Origin of the sequence: Brevundimonas sp., from assembly GCF_032107865.1 — a bacterium.
In the GTDB taxonomy this organism is placed as follows: Bacteria; Pseudomonadota; Alphaproteobacteria; order Caulobacterales; family Caulobacteraceae; genus Brevundimonas.
In genome coordinates, this window is the sequence record NZ_DAMCNG010000043.1 from 2,391 (window position 1) to 16,457 (window position 14,067).

The window sequence follows — 14,067 nt, forward strand, 5'->3', positions numbered from 1 at the left end:
CTCGATAAGCTAAGGGGGTGTGATTACGACTTTTCGTGGGCCGCGCCAACTGTCGAACGGCGCTCGGACAGGAAGCTGTCCAGGATCAGCAGGACGACGCCGACGGTGATGCCGCTGTCGGCGATGTTGAAGATCCAGGGGAACAGGCCCGTGCCGGAAAAGTCGAGAAAGTCGACCACGCCGCCGAAGCGGATGCGGTCGATGACGTTGCCGATGGCGCCGCCCATGACCAGGCCGATGGCCGCGATCAGCAGGCCGCGGTTCGCCCGCGTCGCCCACACGGCCAGCAGGCCGGCCACGACGACGGAGAAGACGCTCAGGAGCCAGCGCCCCGCGCCGCCGCCGAACAGGCCGAAGCTGACGCCCGTGTTCAGCACATAGGTCAGGTTGAACACCGGCGGCGCCACCTCGGCGATGCGGAAACCGTCGGGAATGTGGGTGATGTGCTCGGCGCCGATGGCGCTCAGCACCCAGGCCTTGGTCAGCTGGTCCAGCACGATGACGGCGAGGGCGATCAGATAGGCCCCCAGGGCGAGACGAGAAATCTTCATGCCGAGCGGGTTAGCAGGAAGACGTTCGGCGGCGAAGAGGGAAAGCGAAGAGGCGCGGATCGTCCCTGCGGCCTTTCCCCCCGGTTTTCCCCCGCTATAAGCGGGGCATGACCCTGCCTCATCCGCTGCCCCGCCTGTCCGCCGTCGCCGACGACTACGACATCCTGCTCTGCGACGTCTGGGGCGTGATCCACAACGGCCGCGAAAGCTGGCCGGCGGCCTGCGAGGCCCTGACCAAGTTCAATGAGAAGGGCGGCCATGTCGTCCTGATCTCCAACTCGCCGCGCCCGTCGCCGGACGTGGTGGCCCAACTGGACGCCCTGGGCGTGCCGCGCAGCGCCTGGAAGGCCTTCGTCACCTCGGGCGACGCCACCCGCATGGAACTGGCGCGCCGCGCGCCCGGACCGGCCTGGATCATCGGACCGGATCGCGACTTCGTCCTCTATGAAGGTCTGGACCTGACCAGCGCCCACGATGCGGGCGACGCCGCCTTCATCTCCGTTACCGGCCCCTATGACGACACGACTGAGACTCCCGAGGACTACCGCGAACGCCTGACGCCCGCCGTCGCGCGCGGACTGGAGCTGATCTGCGCTAACCCCGACCGCGTGGTGCAGCGCGGCGATTCCATCATCTACTGCGGCGGCGCCATCGCTGATCTCTATGAGTCGATGGGCGGCCGCGTGGTCATGGCGGGCAAGCCGTTCGCGCCCATCTACGCCCTGGCGCTGAAGGAGGCCGAGGGTCTGATGGGGCGGCCAGTCGATCGTTCGCGCGTCCTGTGCATCGGCGACGGCGTGGTCACGGATGTTCTGGGCGCCGCCGAGCAGGCGCTGGACTGCCTGTTCATCGCTCAGGGCATTCACGGCGACGCCGCCAAGGGCCCGGACGGCGCGCTGGATCCCGCCCGTGCGGCCGAACTGCTCCGTGCCGAGACGACCTTCGCCCGCTACGCCGCGCTGGAACTGGCATGGTGAGTCTCGCCATTTCGTCGCACCTGCCTTAAAGGGCCGCTCATGGTTGATCTGGTCCAAGCGCACCCGTCGGGCGGTTACATCCTCGACGAACTCCATGTCGGCATGGCCGCCGAGAAGACGGTTCACGTCACGGAAGAGCGGATTCGTCTGTTCGCCGAGGCCTCCGACGACTTCAATCCGGTGCACCTGGATGAGGCCTTCGCCGCCAAGACGGCCTATCGCGGACGTATCGCCCACGGCCTGCTTTCGGCGGCTTTCGGCTCGGCGGTGGTCGGGACGATCCTGCCGGGCGCGGGGTCGATCTACATCTCGCAGACGCTGTCGTTCCATTTCCCGGTGCGGATCGGCGACACGGTGCGGATCGTCATCACCGTCATCGCCCTGGACCACGACAGCGCGCGCGGCGAACTGCGCTGCGAAGGCTTTGTCGAGGACAAGCTGATCATGGACGGCGTGGCCGTCGTGCGCGTGCCGCGCCGCCGCAAGCCCTCGGCCCGCTGAAGGCCGCCTGAAGTGGTCGAGGTCATTCACGACTGGCGCGGCCTGACGGACGCCCAGAAGGGGGCGGCCGTGGCTGTCGGCGCCTTCGACGGCGTGCATCGCGGCCATCAGGCGGTCATCGCCTCGGCGCGCGAGGCGGCGGAGCGCCTAGGCGTTCCCTTGGCCGTCGTCAGCTTCGACCCTCATCCGCGCCGCCTGTTCCAGCCTGAGGCCGCGCCCTTTCGTCTGATGACGCCGGACCAGATGGCCCGCGCCCTGGCGCCGCTGGGCGTTGATCGCCTGTATCTGCTGCCGTTCGATCGCGAGATGGCGGGCATGACGGACGAGGAATTCGCCCGTCGCGTCCTGTCCGAAGGCCTCGGGATCAAGCACGCCGCCGTCGGCTTCGACTTCACCTTCGGCAAGGGCCGCTCCGGCTCGCCCGCCCTGCTGCGGACCTATGGCGAGACGCTGGGCTTTACGGTCTCCGTCACCGACCGCATCGACGACGCCTCGGGCCTGAAACTGTCGTCCAGCGCCGTGCGCGAGGCGTTGAAGGCGGGCGACATGGACCGCGCCGCCGCCATCCTGGGCCGCCCCTTCGCCATTCAGGGTGAGGTGATCCACGGGGACAAGCGCGGCCGCACCATCGGCGTGCCGACCGCCAACATCGCCATGGGCGACTATATGCGCCCGGCCTATGGGGTTTACGCCACCCGCACCCGCCTGCCGGACGGGCGGGTGGTCAAGGGCGTCGCCAATCTGGGCGTCCGCCCGATGTTCGAGATCGAAGAGCCCCTGCTGGAAGTCTGGCTGCTGGACTTCGACGAAAGCCTCTACGGCCAGCTGCTGGAGACCGAGCTGGTCGCCTTCCTGCGCGGCGAGATGAAGTTCGACGGCCTGGATGCACTCAAGGTCCAGATCGACACCGACGCCGCCGCCGCCCGCGCGCTTCTGGGCTGAGGCCGTCCGCACGGTCAGCGCTCTTGCGGGCGGACCGTGCAACTCCCAGTTCTACGGAACGATGTTAGCGGGAGGGATCGTGAAAGACCGAGATTCAAGCCTGTGGTTCGCCGTTGCGGGCGTCTGCGTCCTGTGGACCGTGGCGACGGCGCTTAGCGGGGCGGGGGTGTCGGCGCCGCTGTTGATCGGCGCCCTGGCCCTGATGTTCGGCGTCAACGGCGAGGCCCGGCGCTGGGTGGAGGGCAAGCTGTCGTGGGCCTTGTCCGGCTCGGCGTTGCGGCTCGTGCTGGTGATGATCGGCGTGATGATGCTGTGGCAGACCGTCGGCCTGGAACTGGCCCTGTTCGCCGCCGGTGACGTGCTGGCCTATCTCGAAGTTCTGACGGCGGTCAGCCTGATGACCGCCCAGGCGCGGCTGGCGCCGGTCAGGGCGGCGATGACGAGGCGGATGACGGCGCTGCTTCAGCCCTTGCGTCGGTGGAAGCTCGGAAGCCGGGCGCGCCGCATCCGGCCGAAGACGCCGCCGTCTTCCAGCGACGCCGACGGACCGGCGGGCGTCTGGGCCTTCGCCTGAGGTTCTAGCCCTCCGCCTTCTCGGCGATGGCCATCAGGTCGTCGTGCAGCGACTTGCCCTTGTCGTCGATGATGTCGGCGATGCGCCACATCGGGCCTTCCTTCACCAGCTTCAGCGTCTGGCGGCGGTCCTGGCCGTGGTTGGTGAAGACGACCTCGGCGGTCGCGGCCTGGGGGCCGTCGGGCGTCATCGTCACCGTCTTCAGGGCGAAGCCGTCGGCGTCTTGGCAGGCGCAGACGGGATCGTAGTTCAGATAGGGGACTTCGTCGCGGGACTGAGCCTCGCGGAAGTCGACGCCGATCAGGGCGTTCAGGGTGCGCGAATAGAGCGGGTCGCGGCCGGGGGTGATCGCGGCCTCTGCCGGGTCGGGCGCATCACGAGGTTCCGCCGCGCGGGCGTAGAGAGCGCGCACGAAGGCCTCGGCGTCTTTTTCGCCTGCCGCATAGACGGCGGCGCGGGCGGTCAGGGCCGACGCGGCGGCCTCGGCCGGAGCAGGAGCCTCCTTTTCCGCCGAGCAGGCCGCCGCCGTCAGGGCCAGCACCGCCGCCGTCGTCAAGGCCTGAAGTCGCATCCGATCCGTCTCCCGTCTGTTCGCCTGGACTATGGCGCAGGGGGCGTGCGGTCTGCTAGAGCTTTCCCATCATGACCGTTCGCGTGATCCGCCCGATTTCGATTAGCCGCCCGGCGTAGCGCTGCAGGGCCTGGCCCCGCGCACGTCGGGATTTCTCGAAACATTTCGCTGAGACGACGCCGCCTTGAGCCATCAGGGCATGGGCCGTCCGGCGCCTTCACGCTAGACTGACGCCCGACGCCGTTTCCAAACGGCCGCGCGCGCAAAGACGAAAAGACATTCCATGGCCGACGCCGACACCCAGACCCCTTCCGGCCGCGACTATCGCGACACCGTCTTCCTGCCCGAGACGCCGTTCCCGATGCGCGGCGGGCTGCCGAAGAAGGAGCCGGAAATCCTGGCCCAGTGGGGCGACCTGTACGGAACCTTGCGCGCCTTGCGTCAGTCGCAGAAGGCGCCGCTTTATGTGCTGCACGACGGCCCGCCCTACGCCAACGGCGACATCCACATCGGCCACGCCCTGAACAAGACGCTGAAGGACTTCGTGGTCCGCTCGCGCTTCCTGCTGGGTTACGATGTCGACTACGTGCCGGGCTGGGACTGCCACGGCCTGCCGATCGAGTGGAAGATCGAGGAGCAATTCCGCGCCAAGGGCCGCCGCAAGGACGAGGTGTCGAAGGAAGAGTTCCGCACCGCCTGTCGCGAATACGCCGGCAAGTACATCGACCTGCAGCGCGACCAGTTCCTGCGCCTGGGCATCACCGGCGACTTCGCCAACCGCTACGCCACCATGGACTTCACGTCCGAGGCGGCCATCGTCGCTGAGTTCCACAAGTTCAAGAACTCGGGCCAGCTGTATCGCGGCTCCAAGCCGGTGATGTGGTCGCCGGTCGAGCGCACGGCTCTCGCGGATGCAGAAGTCGAGTATCACGACCACGTCTCGCCCACGATCTGGGTCAAGTTCCCTGTGGTCGGCGCGACCGACAGCCACCCGGACGACCTGCTGTCGTTCCGCGCGGCGACGCCCTCGATCGTGATCTGGACCACGACGCCGTGGACCATCCCGGCCAACCGGGCGATCAGCTACGGCCCCGACATCAACTACGGCCTGTATGAGGTCACGGCCCTTGAGGAAGGGCTGGACTATGAGCCGTGGGCCAAGCCGGGCGACCGCTTCATCCTGGCCGACAAACTGGCCGAGGACGTGTTCAAGGCCGCCAAGATCGCCGCCTGGACGCGCGTCTACGACATCGACCCGTCGGGTCTGGAGTGCGCCCACCCGCTGGCGGCTCTGGACAGCGGCTATGGCTTCTCGGTGCCGCTGCTGGCGGGCGACCACGTCACCGACGACGCAGGGACCGGCTTCGTCCACACGGCGCCGGGCCACGGCGCGGACGACTACAATGTCTGGCTGGCTCATGGTCATCGCGAGGTGCCGGACACGGTCGATCCCGACGGCGCCTATTATGAGCACGTGCCGCTGTTCGCGGGCCTGAAGGTGCTGGAGACCGAGGGCAAGAAGACCGGCAAGTTCGGCCCCGCCAACGGCGCGGTGATGGACAAGCTGATCGAGGCGGGCAATCTGCTGGCGCGTGGCCGGATGGAGCACTCCTATCCGCACAGCTGGCGCTCGAAAGCCCCGATCATCTTCCGCAACACGCCGCAGTGGTTCATCCGCATGGATGAGGCGCTGGAGGACGGCGACACCCTGCGCGACCGCGCCCTGAACGCCATCGACGCCACGGCCTTCCACCCGGCGGCGGGCAAGAACCGCATCCGCTCGATGGTCGAGGGCCGCCCCGACTGGCTGATCAGCCGTCAGCGCGCCTGGGGTACGCCGCTGGCCATGTTCGTGGACAAGCAGACGGGCCAGCCCTTGCATGATCCCGAAGTCGACGCCCGCATCGTCAAGGCGGTGGCCGAGGGCGGCGCCGACGTCTGGTTCTCGGCGCCCGACGCCGACTTCCTGGGTGCGCACGATCCTGAGCGCTTCGAGAAGGTCACGGACATTCTCGACGTCTGGTTCGATTCAGGCTCGACCCACGCCTTCACCCTGGACCCGCGCACGGCCGAGAGCGGCTATACGGGCGACCGCCCGTCGCACTGGCCCGCCGACCTCTATCTGGAAGGCTCGGACCAGCATCGCGGCTGGTTCCAGTCGTCGCTGCTGGAAGGCTGCGGCACGCGCGGCCGGGCGCCGTTCAACGCCGTCCTGACCCACGGCTTCACCCTGGATGAAAACGGGGAGAAGATGTCGAAGTCGCGGGGCAACACCACCGACCCTCTGACCATCATCAAGGAATCCGGCGCCGACATCCTGCGCCTGTGGGTGGCCCTGGTCGACTATTCGGACGACCAGCGCATCGGCAAGCAGATCCTGCAGACCACGGTCGACGCCTATCGCAAGCTGCGCAACACGGTCCGCTATCTGCTGGGCGCGCTGAACGGCTTCGACGAGGCCGAGCGCCTGACCGATTACGACCAGTTCCCGCCGCTGGAGAAGTTCATCCTGCACCGCCTGTGGGAGCTGGATGAGCAGGTGCGTCAGGCCTATGCCGAATACCGCTTCCAGGACGTGGTGCGGCCGGTGCTGGAGTTCTGCTCGGGCGACCTGTCGGCGCTCTATTTCGACGTGCGCAAGGACAGCCTCTATTGCGACCGTCCCGACAGCATCAAGCGCCGCGCCGTGCGCACGGTGATGGACGAGGTGTTCAGCCGCCTGACCGCCTGGCTGGCGCCGTTGACGCCCTTCACCATGGACGAGGCCTGGACGACGCGCTTCGCGGATGCGGGCACCAACTGCGCGCGGGTGATCCCCGAAACGCCGGGCCAATGGCGCAACACGGCCGAGGCCGAGCGCTGGACCAACGTCGAGACGGTGTTGGAGGTCGTCAACGAGGCGCTGGAAGCCGCGCGTCGCGACAAGGTCATTGGCGGGGCGCTGGACGCCTGGCCGGTCGTGACGGCCCCAGCCGAACTGCTGGCGCCGTTCGAGGGCTTGGACGCCGCCGAGGTGTTCCGCACCTCGGGCGCCGAGCTGGTCGCGGGCGGCGATGCAGTAACTGTTGAGGTGAAGACGGCCGACCATCCCAAATGCGCCCGCTCGTGGCGCCGTGTGCCGGATGTCGGTTCTGACGCCGACTACCCCGACCTGTCGGCTCGCGACGCTGATACGGTGCGCTGGCTGGACGCGCAGAAGGCTTAAAGGATCAGGCCCCTCCGTTTCGACGGAGGGGCCCTTTTTCTTCCTTCTCCCCTTGAGGGAGAAGGTGGGCGCCGGAGGTGCTCGGATGAGGGGTGTCGGCGCTGCGGTCTGAATGATTGTCGCAGCGCTGGACCACTAGGTTTTCAAGCGTAGCGCTCACCCCCCTCATCCGTCAGGCTCCGCCTGCCACCTTCTCCCACAAGGGGAGAAGGGACTATTGGGCATCATGAAAGATCAACCCCAGCGTCATCCGCTTACCCGCGCGCACCGTGCTGACGCCGTGGCGCATCTGGACCCGGTAGTCGCCGCGCGTTCCGGCGACGGGTCGTTCTCTCACGGCGAAGATGACCGCCTGTGCCTGCTTCAACGGCACGACATGGGCCTGTGATTGCGAGCGGGGCTTCTGCTCGACCAGCACGAACTCGCCGCCCTCGAACTCGGACGGGTCGCTTAGCAGGATCGCGGCCTGAAGCGGGAAGACCAGATCGCCGTACAGATCTTGATGCAGCCGGTTGTAGTCGCCGGGACCGTAGCGGAGCATCAGCGACGTCGGCCGCGTTTGGCCCGCCGCGCGGCAGCGGGCGGTTAGTTCGTCCAACTGTGCCGGAAACCCAGGTCGTCCCATCCGCCTCGCCCAGTCGTCAGCGACCGGCGCCAGACCTTCATAAAGTCGTGCGCGCAGACGCGGCAGGGGATCGGGCAGGGGCTCGGCGAAATACTGATACTCGCCCTGGCCGAAGCCATGGCGCTGCATGACGATGCGGCTGCGGAACCGCTCGGGCTGGTCATAGAGGATTTGCAGGGCTTTGCAGGTCGCAGGCGTGAGCAAGGGGCCGGTCATGGCCCAGCCCTGGGCGTTCAGGTCGGCGGCGATGCGGGGCCAGTCGAGGGCGGTGTCGGTCATGGGCGCATTTGCGCGAGCCACATGCGCCGTGTCTGGCGGTTTTCGGTCACGTTTCTCCTCCCCATGAAATGGGGAGGTGGATCGGCGGCGTCGCCGACGAGACGGAGGGGCTGCTTGGTTCCGTCATCGCAAAACCCCTCCACCACTCCGTGGTCCCCCTCCCCACTTCGTGGGGAGGAAAGAGGCGGTCAGTAGCGCACCCTTTGTTCGGCGGATTTCAGCGTCGAGCGGACGAAGTCGGCGGGCGGGTCGGTCTCGGCCAGGACGGCTTCCTTGATGGCGCGCGGCTCGCCGAACAGATGGCCCTGGCCCATGGCGATATCCAGTTCGAGGATGTCGACGACCTGCTTCTCGCTCTCGACCTTTTCAGCGATCAGTTCGAGGCCGTGGCGACGGGTCAGGGGGGCGAAGTCCCCGGCGCGGATGTCCGGCTGGCTGGGCAGAGGCGCGCCGCCGTCCAGGTCCAACAGTTGCTCGATCAGCAGGTCCGCCGCCACCTTGATAAAGCGCACGTCCGAGCGTTGCAGGTCGGCGAAGTCCAGATCCAGCGTCTGCACCTTGTCGATGGAGAAGCGGAAGCCCAGGTCGGCCAGCTTGGCCATGTTGCGCGCCTCGATGGCGCCGCGCGCGTCAAAGGTCGCCTGACCCAGTTCGAAGATCAGGGCGTCCTTCAGGTCGCGGTTCTGGCTCAGGAAGTCGAGGAACTGCGGGAAGAAGGTCTCGTCGCCCAGCGAGGCGAGGGAGATGTTGCAGAAGACGCCGACCTTGCGGTCCTGCCCGGCTAGACGCCGCACGATCTGGGCGCAGCGGAACAGCAGCAGATTGTCGATGGCGGGCAGCAGACCCTCGCCTTCGGCCACCGACAGGTATTCGGCGGGCATCATCACCCGGTTTGACGGGTCGCGCAGGCGGGTGAAGCTTTCGTAGAAGACCGTCCGCCGCTGGGGCAGGGTCACGACCGGCTGAAGATACAGGTCGACGCGGTTCTCGCTGAGGGCGTCGTGAACGGTTTTCAGCAGGGTGTTCGACTGGACCTGACGGCGGCCCTCGAAGGTGTCGGCGGTCAGGGTGGAGGCGGCCAGCCGCTCCTCGATGGATTCGCTCATCTGCTGGACCAGCCCTTCCAGCATTCGCACTTCGCCGGTCAGGGCGTCGGTGCGCGACAGGGCGCCGGTCTCGATGGCCTGCGCCAGTTCGGTCAGGGCGCCTTGGGTCGACTCCATCGCGTCGGCCAACAGGCGGTGGGCCTCGCGCACCTTGGCGATTTCCAGACGCAAGGCGCGACGGTCGGCCAGGCCGGTGATGATGGCGTGGGCGCCGGCCATGATCCCCAGCGCGCCTAGCACCCCGGCCGCGCCCGCGCCGCCGCCCAGACCGGCGCGCCAGATCGCCGCCCCGATGGTCAGGGCGAGGAACAGGTAGCCGAAGAACAGGAAGCCGCCGGTGATCTTTCGCATGGGGCCGGTCAGAACCGCCTTTCCCTATAGAATCGATCAAGTATCACGTTAACGAAGGCTAACGGCTAGGGTCCGCGCGGATAAACGGGCGGTAAAAGGAGGTTAACGCATGGAATTGTTCGATCTGAGGGGCAAGGTCGCCATCATCACCGGCTCTTCCAAGGGCATCGGCAAGGCGATCGCCGAGCGTCTGGCTGAACACGGCGCGCGCGTCGTCATCTCCTCGCGCAAGGCCGGGCCGTGCGAAGAGGTCGCCGTCGCCATCAATGAGAAGCACGGCGAAGGCCGCGCCATCGCCATTCCCGCCAACATCGCCTCCAAGGAAGACCTGCAGCGGCTGGTGGACGACACCCGCGCCGCCTTTGGTCAGATCGACATTCTGGTATGCAACGCTGCGAGCAATCCTTACGCGGGGCCGATGGCCGGCATCGCCGACGAGCAGTTCGAAAAGATCCTTCAGAACAACGTCATCTCCAACCACTGGCTGATCGGCATGGTCGCGCCCGAGATGCTGGAGCGGAAGGACGGGGCGATCCTGTTGATCTCCTCCATCGGGGGCTTGCGCGGCAACGCCCTGATCGGCGCCTACAACATCTCCAAGGCCGCCGACATGCAGCTGGCGCGCAATCTGGCGGTGGAATTCGGGCCGTCGAACGTGCGGGTGAACTGCATCGCGCCCGGCCTGGTCCAGACCGATTTCGCCAAATACCTGTGGGAGAACCCGGAACTGCTGAAGACCGTCACCGAACCGGCGCCGCTGAAAAGGATCGGACAGCCGGATGAAATTGCGGGCACGGCGGTCTATCTGTGCAGCCCTGCGTCGGCCTATGTGACCGGCCAGACCCTGGTGGTGGATGGCGGACTGACGATTGCCTGGTGAGAACAACAAACCGCGCTCAAGCAGCCCGGAGGGCGATAGCGCCTCTAAACTGGGACAGGATATCGTCTGGCGGCTGGAGGCGGCTGCCTTTCAGGGGCTGTTCGGCTTTCTGCGCCTGCTCGGCGTCGAGGGGGCTTCGGGCTTCGGCGGCAAGCTATTGCGGACGCTGGGGCCGCTGACCGGCACGCACAAGACGGTGAAGCGCAATCTGCGCATCGCCTTCCCCGACATGGACGCCGCCGAGCGCGACCGTCTGGCGGTGGAGCAATGGGAGCAGACGGGGCGCACCTTCGCCGAACTGGCCGTCATGGATCGGCTGACGCCGGAAAGCGGGCGGATCGACATCGTCGGACTGGAGCGGCTGCACGCCGTGCGCGACAGCGGAAAGCCGGTCGTGCTGATCTCGGGCCATCTGGCGAATTTCGAGATCATGGCGGCGGTCATCATGGCGGCGGGGGTGCCGTGCCAGGTGACCTATCGCGCGGCCAACAACCCTTACGTCGACGCCCTGATCCGCCAGAGCCGCGAGCGTTACGGCATCAAGCTGTTCGCGCCCAAGGGCGACGGCACGCGCGAGCTGATGGCCGGGATGAAGCGCGGCGAGTCCATCGCCCTGCTGGTCGACCAGAAATACAGCCAGGGGCCGGAGGTCGAGTTCTTCGGTCAGCCGGTCAACGCCTCGCCCGGCGCGGCGCGGCTGGCGCTGAAGTTCGGCACGGTGATGCAGCCGCTGTCGGTGGTGCGCCTGCCCGGCGTGCGCTTCCGCGTCACGGCGCATGAGCCGATCACCGTGCCTGACACGGGCGACAAGGCGGCGGACGTGCTGGCGGGTGTGCAGGCGGCCAATCGCTTCGTCGAGGATCGGGTGCGCGAGCATCCGGTCGACTGGTTCTGGGTCCACAAGCGCTGGCCGCCCCAGGTCTATGAGGCGCTGCGGGCGTCGGACGCCTAATCCAGCACGCCGTCGTCGGCGCGACGGAAGGGACCGGCGAAGCCTGTCGTCCCTGTGCGGCGGCGATCCGGTCCGAAATAGCTGGGCGAGCGCACGTACGGGCGCGGGCGCAGGATCACCGCCTCGATCCGCGTCAGCAGGGTCTGGGCCTTCACCGGCTTGGCGACGAATTCGGTGACGCCGGCGTCACGGGCCTCGGTCACGCGGCTCTTTTCGGAATGGCCCGTCATCATGATGACGGGCAGATAGGGGTTGGGGCTGTCGCCCTCGTTGCGGACCGCACGGGTGAAGGCGGCGCCGTCCATCGGCTTCATGCGGAAGTCGACGATGGCGATGTCGATCGCCTCGCGTCGCAAAAGCTCCAGCGCCACGACGCCGTCCTCGGCTTCGCTCAGGCGGCCGACGCCGACGGACTTCAGCATGGCGGCGACGATGGCGCGCATGTTGGGATTGTCGTCGACCAGCAGGACGTGGATCGAACTCAGGGCGGACTGCATCTCGGGGCACCGACGAACAGGGAGGCCGGATGCGATCCAGCGACAACAGCAGAAAAAGGGCTCAGCGCCCGGCGGCGGCCAGATACTCGTGCGGCCCGACGTAGGCCTCCTGCTTCTCGACCGACCAGTAGCGCAGGGCCGTCAGGGGAATGGCCGCGCCGCTGACAGCGCACCGCACATAGGCCCCGGCGGACAGGACCGCGAACTCGCCGTCGCCGTAGTGAAGGCAGGCCTCGCTGGAGACGGAAGGGGGGGGCTGGGTGCTCATGCCGCCATCATAGCGTGAAGCTTGTGCGGGACGAGAGCCGAATCGCCGTCATCTGGCCGCCTGTCGTTCACAATTTCGGATGTTCCATGTCCCGCTCGCCCGCCGACATCCTGGCCGCCGCCATTTCCGCCGCCGTTCTGGCCGCCGCGCCGGGCGCGCTCGCTCAGGAAGGGGCGCCCGAGCGCTCGACCATCCGCGACCTGGGCCGGGCGCCGGGCATACTGTCGCCGGGGCCGCTGAACGCCATCACCGACGTGGCCGGGGTGACGGTCGGGCAGGTGACGCTGCGTTCGGGCGACAACATCCGCACCGGCGTCACCGCCATCGTGCCGCATGGGGGCTCGCTGTTCCGCGACAAGGTTCCGGCCGGGCTGTCGGTGGCCAACGGCTTCGGCAAGCTGGCGGGGGCGACCCAGATCGTGGAGCTGGGCGAGATCGAGACGCCCATCGTCCTGACCAACACCCTGTCTGTCGCGCGAGGCATCGACGGTGTTCTGGACTGGACGCTGAAGCAGCCGGGGCATGAGGACGTCCGCTCGGTCAACGCCGTGGTGGGCGAGACGAACGACGGCGGGCTGAATGACATCCGTGCGCGCGTCGTCACGGCCGCCGACGTGGTGCAGGCGATCGAGACGGCGACGCCGGGGCCGGTCGAGCAAGGCGCGGTCGGCGCCGGGACGGGGACCATCGCCTTCGGGTTCAAGGGCGGGATCGGCACCAGTTCACGCAAGCTGCCTGACAGTCTGGGCGGCTTCACCGTCGGTGTGCTGGTCCAGTCGAACTATGGCGGGGTGTTGAGCATCGACGGGGCGCCGGTTGGGGTGCGGCTGGGCCGCTACTACCTGCGCGAAGAGGTGGAGAATGAGCGCGCCGACGGCTCCATCATGATCGTGGTCGCGACCGACGCGCCGCTGTCGGACCGTAATCTGGAGCGGCTGGCGAACCGCGCTTTCGCCGGGTTGGCGCGGACGGGGGCGGCCTTCTCGAACGGGTCGGGGGACTATGCGATCGCCTTTTCTACGGCGGAGAGCGTGCGCCGGACGCCCGAGCGCCGAGCGGGGCAGGCGATGGTCGCGGACTGGCCCAACGACCGGATGTCGCCCCTGTTCGTCGCGGTCGCTGAGGCGACGGAGGAGGCCATCCTCAACTCCCTGCTGAAGGCGCAGACGACGACCTCGGTGATCGACGGCAAGACGGTGACGATCGAGGCGCTGGACGTTGAGGCGGTGAAGGCGGTGCTGGACGAGGGGCGCTGATTTCTCCTCCCTGTCGCGCAGCGATGGGGAGGTGGGTCGGCGGCGCAGCCGCCGAGACGGAGGGGCCGCTTGGTTCCGCTGACCTCATTTCGAGCGCGGAGGTTTGAGCTTTCGCGCCGCAAGCCCCTCCACCGCTTCGCGGTCCCCCTCCCCATTGCATGGGGAGGAAAGGATCAGAACAGGTCGCCTTGGTTTGCAGGCAGGGCCTTCGGGCGCGGCGCGGGCTTGGGTGCGGGGGCAGCGCGCGGCGTTGAACTCTCGCCGTCAATAGTCGCGCCCTTGGCGCCATCGCTGAAGACGATCTGCACTACCTGTCCCGGCGACAGGGCGGAGGCCGAGGCGATCATGGCGCCGTCGGCGTCCTCGATGCGGGCGAAGCCGGGTTTGGGCGTCTTGGGGTTCAGCGTGGTCAGGGCGCGGGACAGGGCGGCGAGGCGGTCCTCGGCGCGTTCCAGCCGACGCGGCATGACGCCGTCCAGACGCACGCTCAGCGCCTCCAGACGCGCCTGCCGCTGATCGAGGCGGCGATGCA

The 14,067-nt window shown here is 67.7% G+C and carries 15 protein-coding genes; 8 read left to right on the top strand and 7 right to left on the bottom strand.

Annotation, left to right across the window (positions count from 1 at the left end):
• Positions 1–23: 23 nt before the first annotated feature.
• Entirely contained in the window at positions 24–551 is a 528-nt protein-coding gene (gene lspA, locus RT567_RS05965) for a signal peptidase II (protein WP_313574998.1), read from the bottom strand.
• A gap of 107 nt (positions 552–658) precedes the next feature.
• Between lspA and RT567_RS05970 the strand changes: the two genes are divergently transcribed.
• The 4 genes from RT567_RS05970 (at position 659) to RT567_RS05985 (ending at position 3,545) form a co-directional block, all read left to right on the top strand.
• Positions 659–1,528: a TIGR01459 family HAD-type hydrolase gene (locus tag RT567_RS05970; RefSeq protein WP_313575000.1), complete on the top strand. Its 870-nt coding sequence runs from the start codon at positions 659–661 to the stop codon at positions 1,526–1,528.
• Between the two features lie 39 nt (positions 1,529–1,567).
• Entirely contained in the window at positions 1,568–2,029 is a 462-nt protein-coding gene (locus tag RT567_RS05975; RefSeq protein ID WP_087141755.1) for a MaoC family dehydratase, read from the top strand.
• A 12-nt stretch (positions 2,030–2,041) separates the two neighbouring features.
• Positions 2,042–2,971, top strand: a complete 930-nt coding sequence (locus tag RT567_RS05980) for a bifunctional riboflavin kinase/FAD synthetase (protein WP_313575002.1) — start codon at positions 2,042–2,044, stop codon at positions 2,969–2,971.
• Between the two features lie 79 nt (positions 2,972–3,050).
• On the top strand, positions 3,051–3,545 hold the full coding sequence (locus RT567_RS05985) for a hypothetical protein (protein WP_313575004.1): 495 nt from the start codon (positions 3,051–3,053) through the stop codon (positions 3,543–3,545).
• A gap of 4 nt (positions 3,546–3,549) precedes the next feature.
• Here the strand turns inward: RT567_RS05985 and RT567_RS05990 are convergent, their stop codons facing one another.
• Positions 3,550–4,116 (bottom strand): DUF3828 domain-containing protein, encoded by a 567-nt coding sequence (locus RT567_RS05990; protein WP_313575005.1) that lies wholly within the window; start codon positions 4,114–4,116, stop codon positions 3,550–3,552.
• 283 nt (positions 4,117–4,399) lie between these two features.
• Here RT567_RS05990 and ileS point away from each other — a divergent pair, with 283 nt between their 5' ends.
• Positions 4,400–7,321 carry an isoleucine--tRNA ligase gene (gene ileS, locus RT567_RS05995; protein ID WP_313575007.1) on the top strand — a complete coding sequence of 974 codons (2,922 nt, stop codon included), beginning with the start codon at positions 4,400–4,402 and terminating at the stop codon, positions 7,319–7,321.
• A 214-nt stretch (positions 7,322–7,535) separates the two neighbouring features.
• Here the strand turns inward: ileS and RT567_RS06000 are convergent, their stop codons facing one another.
• Complete coding sequence (locus RT567_RS06000) at positions 7,536–8,225, bottom strand: 2OG-Fe(II) oxygenase (protein ID WP_313575008.1); 690 nt, start codon at positions 8,223–8,225, stop codon at positions 7,536–7,538.
• A gap of 188 nt (positions 8,226–8,413) precedes the next feature.
• The gene (locus tag RT567_RS06005; protein WP_313575010.1) at positions 8,414–9,682 is read right to left on the bottom strand and encodes an EAL domain-containing protein; all 1,269 of its coding nucleotides are present in this window, start codon (positions 9,680–9,682) and stop codon (positions 8,414–8,416) included.
• Between the two features lie 109 nt (positions 9,683–9,791).
• Between RT567_RS06005 and RT567_RS06010 the strand changes: the two genes are divergently transcribed.
• Both RT567_RS06010 and RT567_RS06015 read left to right on the top strand, forming a co-directional pair.
• The gene (locus RT567_RS06010; RefSeq protein ID WP_313575011.1) at positions 9,792–10,562 is read left to right on the top strand and encodes an SDR family oxidoreductase; all 771 of its coding nucleotides are present in this window, start codon (positions 9,792–9,794) and stop codon (positions 10,560–10,562) included.
• 49 nt (positions 10,563–10,611) lie between these two features.
• Positions 10,612–11,514 carry a lipid A biosynthesis acyltransferase gene (locus tag RT567_RS06015; RefSeq protein WP_313575018.1) on the top strand — a complete coding sequence of 301 codons (903 nt, stop codon included), beginning with the start codon at positions 10,612–10,614 and terminating at the stop codon, positions 11,512–11,514.
• Here the strand turns inward: RT567_RS06015 and RT567_RS06020 are convergent.
• Together RT567_RS06020 and RT567_RS06025 are read right to left on the bottom strand one after the other, a co-directional pair.
• Positions 11,511–12,011, bottom strand: a complete 501-nt coding sequence (locus tag RT567_RS06020; RefSeq protein ID WP_313575013.1) for a response regulator — start codon at positions 12,009–12,011, stop codon at positions 11,511–11,513. The two genes, RT567_RS06015 and RT567_RS06020, sit on opposite strands and share 4 nt — an antisense overlap.
• 61 nt (positions 12,012–12,072) lie before the next feature.
• Positions 12,073–12,279, bottom strand: coding sequence for a DUF2093 domain-containing protein (locus RT567_RS06025; protein WP_313575014.1), 207 nt, complete (start codon positions 12,277–12,279; stop codon positions 12,073–12,075).
• Between the two features lie 86 nt (positions 12,280–12,365).
• Between RT567_RS06025 and RT567_RS06030 the strand changes: the two genes are divergently transcribed.
• The gene (locus RT567_RS06030; RefSeq protein ID WP_313575016.1) at positions 12,366–13,535 is read left to right on the top strand and encodes a P1 family peptidase; all 1,170 of its coding nucleotides are present in this window, start codon (positions 12,366–12,368) and stop codon (positions 13,533–13,535) included.
• Positions 13,536–13,708: 173 nt separating this feature from the next.
• Here the strand turns inward: RT567_RS06030 and RT567_RS06035 are convergent.
• Positions 13,709–14,067, bottom strand: a 359-nt coding sequence (locus RT567_RS06035) for an exodeoxyribonuclease VII large subunit (RefSeq protein WP_409516150.1), incomplete at its 5' end; no start/stop codon positions are given.

Excerpts from the sequence above, each read along its gene's own strand:
- lspA (WP_313574998.1), bottom strand. The coding sequence starts at position 551 with ATGAAGATTTCTCGTCTCGCCCTGGGGGCCTATCTGATCGCCCTCGCC.
- RT567_RS05970 (WP_313575000.1), top strand. The coding sequence starts at position 659 with ATGACCCTGCCTCATCCGCTGCCCCGCCTGTCCGCCGTCGCCGACGAC.
- RT567_RS05975 (WP_087141755.1), top strand. The coding sequence starts at position 1,568 with ATGGTTGATCTGGTCCAAGCGCACCCGTCGGGCGGTTACATCCTCGAC.
- RT567_RS05990 (WP_313575005.1), bottom strand. The coding sequence starts at position 4,116 with ATGCGACTTCAGGCCTTGACGACGGCGGCGGTGCTGGCCCTGACGGCG.
- ileS (WP_313575007.1), top strand. The coding sequence starts at position 4,400 with ATGGCCGACGCCGACACCCAGACCCCTTCCGGCCGCGACTATCGCGAC.
- RT567_RS06000 (WP_313575008.1), bottom strand. The coding sequence starts at position 8,225 with ATGACCGACACCGCCCTCGACTGGCCCCGCATCGCCGCCGACCTGAAC.
- RT567_RS06005 (WP_313575010.1), bottom strand. The coding sequence starts at position 9,682 with ATGCGAAAGATCACCGGCGGCTTCCTGTTCTTCGGCTACCTGTTCCTC.
- RT567_RS06010 (WP_313575011.1), top strand. The coding sequence starts at position 9,792 with ATGGAATTGTTCGATCTGAGGGGCAAGGTCGCCATCATCACCGGCTCT.
- RT567_RS06020 (WP_313575013.1), bottom strand. The coding sequence starts at position 12,011 with ATGCAGTCCGCCCTGAGTTCGATCCACGTCCTGCTGGTCGACGACAAT.
- RT567_RS06025 (WP_313575014.1), bottom strand. The coding sequence starts at position 12,279 with ATGAGCACCCAGCCCCCCCCTTCCGTCTCCAGCGAGGCCTGCCTTCAC.
- RT567_RS06030 (WP_313575016.1), top strand. The coding sequence starts at position 12,366 with ATGTCCCGCTCGCCCGCCGACATCCTGGCCGCCGCCATTTCCGCCGCC.